The organism is Maridesulfovibrio sp., assembly GCF_963666665.1.
Taxonomy (GTDB): domain Bacteria; phylum Desulfobacterota; class Desulfovibrionia; order Desulfovibrionales; family Desulfovibrionaceae; genus Maridesulfovibrio.
Map to the genome: position 1 here is coordinate 3,305,425 of NZ_OY762999.1, position 9,576 is coordinate 3,315,000.

Genomic DNA, 9,576 nt, shown 5'->3' on the forward strand with positions numbered 1-9,576 from the left:
TTAAGCCCTCGGAGAGCCCCCGGAGGCATTATCATGACATACTTTTCAGAAGACCGAATTAAACAAACCATCGAATTTCACGGCCACCAGTGTCCCGGCCTTGCCATCGGCATCCGTGCGGCAGAACTCTGCCTGCGCGAACTGGGACATCATGACGACTCACCCATCGTAGCCATTTGTGAAACCGACATGTGCGGAGTGGATGCAATCCAGTTTCTTACCGGATGTTCCGTAGGTAAAGGCAACCTGATCCTCAAAGATCACGGCAAAATGGCCTTCACCTTCTACCGCCGGGAAGACGGCAAAGGCTTTCGGGCCATGCTCAACCCCGACTTCATCGGTGAATTACGCGCTGAAATGGGCCGTCTGATGGACGTTGTATATGGAGGCACCCCAACTCCCGAAGAGAAAGAAAAATGCTCGCAGGTCCGTGCTGAGTGCGAAAAACAATACTATGCAGCTGCCCTTACGGACATGTTCATCAAACAGGAACCGCAAATTAAAATGCCCCGTCCTGCATCCATATTGCAATCTCTTGTCTGTGAAGATTGCGGAGAGATGCACATGGAATCACGTTCCCGGCGCTTCGCAGGACGCACGCTGTGCCTGACCTGTTTTGATAAGGTTGAGCAGAAAAGATAGACAAATATTTTCAACAAAAAACGGGCCTCCGTCAGAATGACAGAGGCCCGTTTTTATTTGCAGTGTTAAGACCGACCGTTATGCAGGATTCTTAACCTTGTAGAACATGGTATAAAGCACCGGAACTACAAGCAGGGTCAAAACGGTGGCAAAAGCCAGTCCGGCCATGATGGTAACAGCCATTGCCGAGAAGAAGGCATCTGTCACCAGCGGCAGCATACCGAGAATCGTGGTCCCGGCAGCCATGGCTACCGGACGGATACGGCTGAGAGCCGAATCCACTACCGCACGATACGGTTCCTTACCTTCAGCAAGTTCAAGGTTAATCTGATCCAGCAGAACAATGGCATTCTTGATCAACATACCGGAGAGCGAAAGGAAGCCCAGCAGGGCCATGAACCCGAAAGGTTCCCCGGTAAGGAGCAGACCGCAAGTAACCCCGATGATCGACAAGGGTACGGTCAACCAGATAATGGTCGGGATTCGCAGGTTGTTAAAGAGCATCACAGTTGCAAGGATCATGATCAGGAACGGTCCGCCCAAACTTGCGGCAAGGCTGCCCTGTGCGTCAGAAGCATCTTCAAATTCACCTCCCCACTCCATTGTGTAGCCAGCAGGTATTTTCATACTTTCAATCTGCGGACGCAGCTCATTAAAAAGCACGGAAGGAAGACCTTGAATAGGCTCACAGGAAGCGGTGATGGTCAGCATACGGTTACGGGTATGCAGCTTGCCCGGCTCGATTTTAGTTTCAAAACCGGAAACCACCTCTTCCACCGGAATCATGCGTCCGGCAACCGGGCTGAAAATCTGCACGTCACCGATCTGGTTTACGTCCAGCCTTTCCTTATCCGGAGGACGGGCCACGATGGGCAGAAGCTTATCTCCCTCACGGTAAACACCGATATTGGTTCCGGTGAAGAACATCTGCATAGCCTTGGCAAGATCAGGACGGCTGATACCCGCTCTCTTTGCCTGAGCCTCCATAATCACCGGACTCAATACTTTTACATCCTGACGCCAGTCATCACGAACAGACTCGGCACGTCCGGTAGCTAACATAATATCCTGCGCTTCATGGGAAAGCTCACGTAAGACCTTGGTGTCAGGACCGCTGAAGCGGACTTCAATTGAAGCTGCGCGCCCGGGACCGAGCTTGAATTTTTTAACCTTGGCTTCGGCCTGCGGATAATTTTCGTAAAGGTATTTTTTATAGCGATCCATGACTTCGCCGGTAGTTTCATAATCCTTAACTTCAACCAACAACAGCCCATAAGACTCCGCTGTTTTCTCCGGTGAATAGGTCAGGATAAAACGGGGCGCGCCCTGTCCGGTAAATGTTGATACATTCTTGACCTGTTCATCTTTAAGGATCACCTCGGACAGTTCCTGTACATCTTCAGCCGTAGCCCGAATGTCAGTTCCCTGCGGCAACCAGTAATGGATATAGAAACGGGGCTGGGTTGAATCCGGAAAGAAGCTCTGCTTAACGAACCCGAAACCGTAAATCGATCCGGCCAGCATAACCACCAGAGTTACCATGGTCAGCACCCTGCGACGCAGGCAGAATTCAAGAATACGGCGGTAAGCACGAAAGATGAATCCACCGTAGGGATCACTATCTTCGCTGATCTTGGGACGTAAAAACATCTCACAAAGTAGCGGGGTCACGGTCACGGCAGTAATCCAGCTCATCATTAATGAAATGAAGAGAACAATGAACAGGGAACGGCAGAATTCACCAACACTGTCCGGACTCAAGCCGATCCCGGCAAAAGCCATGATGGCAATGATTGTACCGCCCAGAAGCGGCCATTTGCTCTGTTCCACAACATCCACTGCAGCCTGAATGCGATCCATACCTTTTTGGTAACGGATCAGCACCCCTTCGATGACCACAATGGCGTTATCCACCAGCATACCAAGGGCGATAATCAATGCACCGAGTGAAATGCGCTCCAGTGCAACACCGGCCATCTGGATAAAGATGAATGATCCGCAAATGGTGATCAGCAGGATGGCCCCGATGAGCAGACCGGACTGCATACCCATGAAAAGCAGCAGCACAATGATGACGATTGCTACTGCCTCGGCAAGGTTGATAACAAATGAATTAACCGCGTTATCGACCCTGCTGGGCTGGAAATAGACCTCTTCCACATTGATTCCTACCGGGGTCTGGGTCTGCAGCTGCTGTAACTTGGCATTAATGGACTCCCCAAGCTCAACCACGTTAGCCGAAGGATTCATGGAGATGCCGATGGCTATAGCATTATGGCCGTTAAAACCCATTATCTCAGTAGGCGGGCTTTGGTAGCCTCGATGGATTTCTGCCACATCGCGCAGAGGAACAAGTTTACCGGAACCGTCACGAATGAATAGGTCTCCAAGATCCTCAACTGACTCCACACCGCCGGAAGGAGCTATCTCAATATATTCCCGCCCGACTTTGACATTACCGGACTCAACGACGAGGTTGCGGTTGGAGAGGGTCTTGTAGACAGAATCGAGAGATACGCCCAACTGAGCCATTCTTGCCCGTGAGATTTCCACAAAGACAGTCTCCTGCTGTTCACCCCAGACGGTAATCTTGGCTACGTTTTCCACAAGCAGCAATTGCTTGCGCAGAAAGGTCACATAATCCTGCAGATCCTGCTGTGAATAGCCGTCCCCGGTTACCGAGAGAAGAATACCGTAAACATCGCTGAAATCATCGATTACAAGAGAAGGCCCTGCCCCGGGGGGGAGGGAGGACTGGGCATCACTTACCTTACGGCGGAGTTCGTCCCAGACTTGGGGCAGGGTGTCCTTGTCATATTTGTCCTGAACTTCCACGGTGACTATGGATTGCCCCCGGTTGGATATGGCGGTTACCTTATCGAGTTGCTTGAGTTGCTGGGCCGCCCCTTCAATGACGTCCGTAACTTCGTCCGCAACTTCCGCAGGGGTTGCACCGGGATAGTTGGTAACAACCAACGCTTCCTTAATGGTAAACTCAGGGTCCTCAAGACGGGGCATATCAAGAAAAGCCTTTATCCCGCCGAGGAAAAACACAATTGTCAGAACCACTGAAACGGTTTTCTTTTCAATGGTCAGCCGTGCAAAACTCATCCGCGGCCCCCGATTCTACCCTTGAGGATTTTCACTTCCTGTCCGTCACGCAGGTAATGCGCCCCGGACACAACCACCTGTTCACCGGGGTTGACACCTTCATGGATCTCAAAGCTGTCGTTAACGATCCGGCCGACCTCAACAGTACGCTTTTTCACTGCACCTTTTTCATAAACCCAGACGTATTTATCCTGATCAGGATATCCGACCACAGCTGAAATAGGTACGGAAACAGAACTCTCATCTTTCTTTTCCGGCATACTGGCCACAACTTCGGCAGTCATACCCGGATGAATGGAAAGACCTTCAGGATTCTCCATTTTAAGAGTTACTTCATATGTCTGAGTCTCAGCATTGGCTTTGGTTTGAAATTCTTTGATCTCAAGCTTGAAATCACGCTCAGGATAGGTCTCAAATTTTGCAATTCCCTTGAAGTCATGACTGTCCTTGCTGATGAATCCACGAACCCATATGTTTTCAGGAACATCTACTACCACATCAAGTGCCGAAGTATCTTCCAACTGAACAATGGACTCCTTGGCCTGAACAAACTCATGGTTTTCCACGGATTTTACAGCAATAGTCCCGCTAAACGGAGCTTCAAGGCGGGTATATTGAAGGTTAAGCTTGGCCCGGCGCAATTCCTGAATCAGAGAATTAACCGTGGCCCGGCTGCTCTCAAAAGTACTCTGGGCGGAATCATAGGATGATTGAGCTACAGTGTCGGATTCCAGCAGCTTGGCATTTCGGTCATAGTTCAATTTTGCTTCTTTCATGACCGAGCGTGCACCGATAAGCTTAGCTTCAAGATCGGCAACAGCAGCCTCGAAATCACGCTGGTCCAGAGTGGCAATGACCTGCCCCTTTTTCACGTAATCCCCTTCCTTAACACTGAACTGCTCAATCTGTCCGGAAACACGAAAAGCCAAGGTAGCTTCACGGGTAGCTTTAACCTTGCCGGGAAATTTCCGCAGCTCAGGCGCGCTGCCATCAGTAATCTTAACAACCCTTACCGGACGAACAGGCTGTTCCACTTTAACTTCTTCCTTACATCCCGATAAAAGCATCATTGCCATAATCAAAAAAAACACTTTATTGCGCATGGTTTTCCCCCCACTGCGTTCTATTTTAATTTCTAATCAATCAGTTGATTAATTGTTGGTTAAAAAAATTATTCCCAAAGAGCAGGGCTACCTGCCTTCAAAAGAATAGTGACTGTTTTGCGATACTCTTCAACCTTTTGATCATCATCAATATAATGACCGCCACCGAGTAAATAGTCCGAGAAAACTGTTCCCAACACCGCAGTAAAGCAGATGTCCTTAACTTCCTCTCGATGATCTGTTCTAGCACCGGTTTTGGCCAAAAATTGAGTGAAATGCTCCCAACCGGTGTTGTAAAGGCTGACCCTGAGGTCCTGCAATTCTTCGCTGTCATGATTAAGCTCACGCAACCCGACCAGATATACATCCCTATTGTTCCGTGCATCATCGAGGAAGGCTGCCACGTTGAGTTCAACCAACTCATCGTGATCCTTAGCTTCAGACATGGATCTTTTAATGACGGAAACCATACGGTCACTGAATGAAGAAAATATCTCACGCAGCAATCCTGTCTTACCACCGAAATAGTAAGAGATCATGGCGCTGTTAACGTCAGCTTCACGGGCGATATCCCTGATTCCTACTGAGTTGTAAGAGCGTTCGGCAAAGAGTTTGGCCCCGGCTTGGAATATTTTTTCGCGTTTTGTCATGAGGCTCAATTAATCATTCGATTAATAATTGTCAATCGAATGATTAAATATACAGAAAATTATTCTCTACCAGAGATTCTTTGTATCTAGCTCTTCTATAGCTTTAGGAGCATCATATTTTTTGCTGATATTGATTACTTCTACCCTGCGGTTCTGGGCTCGGCCCTGAGCGCTTTCATTGGATACTATAGGCTGGTCCTCGCCCATGCCCTGCACTTCGATACGGGCAGGATCAATATTGAAATGGACTGCAAGATAGTTTTTAACTGCTTCAGCACGCTTAAGACTAAGAGAGCGGTTATACTCACTCTTCCCGGCAGAATCAGTATGGCCGACCAACCTGACCTGCATAGAATCTCCCGGGCCGGAAGTCAGTGCTGTACCGAGGGAATCAACTACCGGATAAGCTTTCTCACTGATCTTGGCTGAGTTGACTTTAAATTCAATCTTCAGAAAAGCACGCCCACCCGGATCGGTAATCATACGCAAAATATCATCAGAATTAGCTGCAAAGCCATCTTGTCCGGCATATGAAAATGGTACACAGGTAAAAATAATTATAATCAGGAAAACAAGTTTCTTCATGGTGGCCTCCGGGCGAGATTTAAAGGATAGCAATAAAATACCCTCTCCGGTGCTTTGGAGCAAGGATTTCTAATCTGGCTGCACTTAATAACTGGGCTTTGAGCGTCCCTGTTTTACTTCAGATCTTTTTTTCTTGTTATCAAGCCGCTTGCGTTTTGCCGAGAACGGAACTTTGGTTTCACGCCTTTCACGAACTGGTTTTAAGGCATCAGCAACCAACTTGGCAAAACGCAAAACAACTTCCTCCTTATTGCGGAACTGGCTGCAGTGTTCCTCACAGGATAACTGTAGTTCCCCTTTAGTGTTAATACGTCCTGACAGACGGGTCATGAGCACATTCTTCTGGTAATCGCTCAGGCTGGGAGAGTCCTGTACATTGAAGACCAGCGTAACCTTGGAAGAAGTCTTATTTACATGCTGGCCGCCGGGACCGGAACTACGGCTGGTAAGGAAACTAATTTCATTTTCAGGTATGGACAATGTGTGAGTGATACTTATCATAGCTATCGGCTGGATATTCTGTCTTTTGTATGCGTATGTGGCGTACGCAGTCTATTAAGTACGGTGCTTCGGGTCTTGCATCGTTCTTACTTTTTTTCAAGGAGAATTTATTATGAAAATCGCACTTCCCTCCAGAGATGGAATGGTCGACGGTCACTTCGGACATTGTGAAGCTTTCACCATCTATACTCTGGATGAGTCCAAAAATATCATCGAAGAAGAAAAACTCACCCCTCCTCCCGGTTGCGGATGCAAATCCAACATCGTGCCCACACTCGCCGAAAAAGGCGTAACCGTCTTGCTGGCAGGCAACATGGGACAGGGCGCGGTCAACCTCTTGCAGAACAGCGGCATTCAGGTTATCCGCGGATGTGGTGGTGAACTCAAAGAAGCAGTTGCTCAGTGGGCGGCAGGAACCCTGACCGACTCCGCAACTGTCTGCGACGACCACGGTTCCTGCGGCAACCATTAGGATATAGTCCATAGGTCGCAAATAAATAATTGGAGATAGAACATGAATGAATGTCCCTGCGGTTCCGGTAACGCTTACGAAAGCTGCTGCGAACCCTACATCACAGGAAAAGAGCCTGCACCCACTGCTGAAGCACTGATGCGTTCCCGCTACAGTGCATTCGTTGTTAAGAATGTCGACTACCTCGGCGATACCCTCGCCCCGGAAAGTAAGCACGATTACGATGAACAGCAGGTTAAAACTTGGGCGGAAACATCCACATGGCTCGGCCTTGAAATTGTTTCTACCTCCAAGGGCCTCGCTGACGATGAAACCGGCGAAGTCGAGTTCATCGCCAAATTCAGGCAGTCAGGTGCAATCCACACCCATCACGAGGCCAGCCGCTTTGAAAAAAGAGACGGCAACTGGCTTTACCTTGATGGTGATATCGTGCCCCCCATGCCGATTAAGAAAGACAAGAAAGTAGGACGCAACGAACCCTGTCCTTGCGGCAGCGGTAAGAAATACAAGAAGTGCTGCGGTTAACCGCAACCTTCCACAAGTCTGAAAATGATAAAACCCCCGTTCCTTGGAACGGGGGTTTTTCTATTTGTATTTAGGATATTGAGTCTATTTTTCAAAACATATGAAATGCGTTGTTGAACGCTAAACACAGACAACCACATACTGGACATGCACATTTGATTTTATACCCCTCTGAGAATGGCAGAATACTGTCTGTACGTTCTTTTATTATGAAAACCGACGCTCTACTGTGAATCAGCTAAAAATAGCGCACAACGTATTTTCTCTTGGAAGATAGCGCCTCATTGATTCCCTCACTCCTCAAGAGCCCCGCCCCCTCAAGTCCCTCAACACTCGAAAATACCCCTGCGCCAACAAGTAAAGCCCCCTTGAATTAACAAGGGGGCTTTGAAATAAAAAAGCTTGCGGCGACCTACTTTCCCACTAGCTACCTAGCAGTATCATCGGCGAAGGAGAGCTTAACTTCCGAGTTCGGAATGGGGTCGGGTGTGACCTCTCCTCAATGGCCGCAAGCAAATTTAGCTTGCTTTTTGAGCAAAAATATATGGTTTAATAGAGAAGAATTAGAGTTCCTTTAGCTTCAACCAACTAAGGTTAAAGTTAAGGGAAGAGAAGAAAAATAAGTCGCACGATTTATTAGTACTGGTCAGCTGAATGCATCACTGCACTTACACCTCCAGCCTATCAACCAGGTGGTCTACCTGGAATCTTTAGATGCTAAAGCATAGGGATAACTAATCTTGAGGCAGGCTTCCCGCTTAGATGCTTTCAGCGGTTATCCCTTCCGAACTTAGCTACCCTGCAATGCCACTGGCGTGACAACAGGAACACCATAGGTTCGTCCACCCCGGTCCTCTCGTACTAGGGACAGACCCTCTTCAATTATCCTACGCCCACGGTAGATAGGGACCAAACTGTCTCACGACGTTTTAAACCCAGCTCGCGTACCACTTTAATCGGCGAACAGCCGAACCCTTGGGACCTGCTTCAGCCCCAGGATGTGATGAGCCGACATCGAGGTGCCAAACCGCATCGTCGATGTGAACTCTTGGATGCGATCAGCCTGTTATCCCCGGCGTACCTTTTATCCTATGAGCGATGGCCCTTCCATGCGGAACCACCGGATCACTAAGACCAACTTTCGTTCCTGCTCGACATGTCTGTCTTACAGTCAAGCTCCCTTATGCCTTTGCACTCGACGGCTGGTTTCCAATCAGCCTGAGGGAACCTTTGCAAGCCTCCGTTACTTTTTGGGAGGCGACCGCCCCAGTCAAACTACCCACCAGACACTGTCTCCAAGCCGGATAACGGCATTGGATTAGAATTCAAGACTATCAAGGGTGGTATTTCAAGGATGGCTCCACCGACACTGGCGTGCCGGCTTCAAAGCCTCCCACCTATCCTACACATGATAGCCCTAAACCCAATGTCAAGCTATAGTAAAGGTGCACAGGGTCTTTCCGTCTTACCGCGGGTAACCAGCATTTTCACTGGTAATTCAATTTCACTGAGTCTCTGGTTGAGACAGTGGGGAGATCGTTACGCCATTCGTGCAGGTCGGAACTTACCCGACAAGGAATTTCGCTACCTTAGGACCGTTATAGTTACGGCCGCCGTTTACTGGGGCTTCAATTCGGAGCTTCGGCCGAAGCCTAACACCTCCTTTTAACCTTCCAGCACCGGGCAGGCGTCAGTCCCTATACATCGTCTTACGACTTAGCAGAGACCTATGTTTTTAGTAAACAGTCGCCCCCCCCGATTCTCTGCGGCTCCAAACAGCTCGTTAAGTGAATCAAGTCACCGTCTGGAGCATCCCTTCTCGCTAACTTACGGGATCATTTTGCCGAGTTCCTTAACCAGAGTTCTCTCAAGCGCCTTGGTCTACTCGACCCGACTACCTGTGTTGGTTTGCGGTACGGTCAACAAATGCTAAACTTAGAAGATTTTCTAGGCAGTCTGGAATTACTCACTTCAAACGTAAAGTTAC

8 protein-coding genes and 2 rRNA genes (1 of these 10 only partly in view) are annotated in these 9,576 nt (G+C 48.7%); 3 read left to right on the forward strand and 7 right to left on the reverse strand.

Annotation, left to right across the window (positions count from 1 at the left end; all coding sequences use genetic code 11):
- The first annotated feature begins 33 nt into the window (after positions 1-33).
- Positions 34-642: an FmdE family protein gene (locus ACKU40_RS15190; protein WP_320173641.1), complete on the forward strand. Its 609-nt coding sequence runs from the start codon at positions 34-36 to the stop codon at positions 640-642.
- A gap of 78 nt (positions 643-720) precedes the next feature.
- Here the strand turns inward: ACKU40_RS15190 and ACKU40_RS15195 are convergent, their stop codons facing one another.
- From ACKU40_RS15195 to arfB, 5 genes are all read right to left on the reverse strand, one after another.
- Positions 721-3,753, reverse strand: coding sequence for an efflux RND transporter permease subunit (locus ACKU40_RS15195; protein ID WP_320173642.1), 3,033 nt, complete (start codon positions 3,751-3,753; stop codon positions 721-723).
- Positions 3,750-4,856: an efflux RND transporter periplasmic adaptor subunit gene (locus ACKU40_RS15200; RefSeq protein WP_320173643.1), complete on the reverse strand. Its 1,107-nt coding sequence runs from the start codon at positions 4,854-4,856 to the stop codon at positions 3,750-3,752. Before ACKU40_RS15200 ends, ACKU40_RS15195 begins: the two co-directional genes overlap by 4 nt.
- Before the next feature lie 68 nt (positions 4,857-4,924).
- A complete protein-coding gene (locus ACKU40_RS15205) occupies positions 4,925-5,506 on the reverse strand; it encodes a TetR family transcriptional regulator (RefSeq protein ID WP_320173644.1) in 582 nt (193 codons plus the stop codon).
- A gap of 66 nt (positions 5,507-5,572) precedes the next feature.
- Positions 5,573-6,091, reverse strand: a complete 519-nt coding sequence (locus tag ACKU40_RS15210) for an OmpA family protein (protein WP_320173645.1) — start codon at positions 6,089-6,091, stop codon at positions 5,573-5,575.
- 84 nt (positions 6,092-6,175) lie between these two features.
- The gene (gene arfB / locus ACKU40_RS15215) at positions 6,176-6,592 is read right to left on the reverse strand and encodes an alternative ribosome rescue aminoacyl-tRNA hydrolase ArfB (RefSeq protein ID WP_320173646.1); all 417 of its coding nucleotides are present in this window, start codon (positions 6,590-6,592) and stop codon (positions 6,176-6,178) included.
- A 112-nt stretch (positions 6,593-6,704) separates the two neighbouring features.
- Between arfB and ACKU40_RS15220 the strand changes: the two genes are divergently transcribed.
- Together ACKU40_RS15220 and ACKU40_RS15225 are read left to right on the forward strand one after the other, a co-directional pair.
- Complete coding sequence (locus ACKU40_RS15220) at positions 6,705-7,064, forward strand: NifB/NifX family molybdenum-iron cluster-binding protein (RefSeq protein ID WP_320173647.1); 360 nt, start codon at positions 6,705-6,707, stop codon at positions 7,062-7,064.
- 42 nt (positions 7,065-7,106) lie between these two features.
- Complete coding sequence (locus ACKU40_RS15225) at positions 7,107-7,589, forward strand: YchJ family protein (protein ID WP_320173648.1); 483 nt, start codon at positions 7,107-7,109, stop codon at positions 7,587-7,589.
- Positions 7,590-7,988: 399 nt separating this feature from the next.
- Here ACKU40_RS15225 and rrf read toward each other — a convergent pair.
- Together rrf and ACKU40_RS15235 are read right to left on the reverse strand one after the other, a co-directional pair.
- A 5S ribosomal RNA gene (gene rrf, locus ACKU40_RS15230) occupies positions 7,989-8,103 on the reverse strand.
- A 101-nt stretch (positions 8,104-8,204) separates the two neighbouring features.
- Positions 8,205-9,576 (reverse strand): 23S ribosomal RNA (locus ACKU40_RS15235); it runs 1,564 nt beyond the window's last position.

Bases quoted from the DNA above. Each gene is read 5' to 3' on its own strand.
- ACKU40_RS15190 (WP_320173641.1), top strand. From the start codon at position 34: ATGACATACTTTTCAGAAGACCGAATTAAACAAACCATCGAATTTCAC.
- ACKU40_RS15195 (WP_320173642.1), bottom strand. From the start codon at position 3,753: ATGAGTTTTGCACGGCTGACCATTGAAAAGAAAACCGTTTCAGTGGTT.
- ACKU40_RS15200 (WP_320173643.1), bottom strand. From the start codon at position 4,856: ATGCGCAATAAAGTGTTTTTTTTGATTATGGCAATGATGCTTTTATCG.
- ACKU40_RS15205 (WP_320173644.1), bottom strand. From the start codon at position 5,506: ATGACAAAACGCGAAAAAATATTCCAAGCCGGGGCCAAACTCTTTGCC.
- ACKU40_RS15210 (WP_320173645.1), bottom strand. From the start codon at position 6,091: ATGAAGAAACTTGTTTTCCTGATTATAATTATTTTTACCTGTGTACCA.
- arfB (WP_320173646.1), bottom strand. From the start codon at position 6,592: ATGATAAGTATCACTCACACATTGTCCATACCTGAAAATGAAATTAGT.
- ACKU40_RS15220 (WP_320173647.1), top strand. From the start codon at position 6,705: ATGAAAATCGCACTTCCCTCCAGAGATGGAATGGTCGACGGTCACTTC.
- ACKU40_RS15225 (WP_320173648.1), top strand. From the start codon at position 7,107: ATGAATGAATGTCCCTGCGGTTCCGGTAACGCTTACGAAAGCTGCTGC.